Source organism: Vibrio aquaticus (genome assembly GCF_003970385.1).
Classification (GTDB): domain Bacteria; phylum Pseudomonadota; class Gammaproteobacteria; order Enterobacterales; family Vibrionaceae; genus Vibrio; species Vibrio aquaticus.
The window spans coordinates 1-456 of record NZ_RXZH01000151.1; the positions used below are offsets into that span (position 1 = coordinate 1).

At 44.3% G+C, this 456-nt stretch carries 1 protein-coding gene; it reads left to right on the forward strand.

From position 1 onward, the window contains the following. Positions 1 to 264: hypothetical protein (locus EJ063_RS21955; protein ID WP_208640397.1), on the forward strand; the 264-nt coding region annotated here is incomplete at its 5' end. Between the last annotated feature and the right edge of the window lie 192 nt (positions 265 to 456).

The following is a 456-nucleotide window of genomic DNA, read 5'->3' on the forward strand; positions in this document are numbered from 1 at the left end:
TCACTCACTCAACCATTCACTCACACACTCTCTCACTCTGCTCGCCCACCACCAACAATATGCTATGCTATATTCCATCGACTGGTCGATCAGCACTCAGACAACTCTCTGCTCACTAGTCACATGACAGAATCAATCTGCAATCGAGACATACCATACATTGTCCTAACTGATGGCCTATTTGAACACAGTTGTGATAGACACTCACCTGTGAAATACCACTACACAAGTGTTACTGCTGCATTACACACATCGGAGAAATAACTCTTCTGGCTTATGTTTGCAGTGTGTTTCGAGATTCAGAGTTGCGATTGCGAGTTCCATTTCACAGGTTATGTGGACTTAACACACATTGGATTGATATGTTATGAAGACCAACACTGTGGTTTATTCAACTAGTCGTTTCGTAGACATGTCGACGTGACACCACCCGAACCGACCTCAACCGACTCGTTC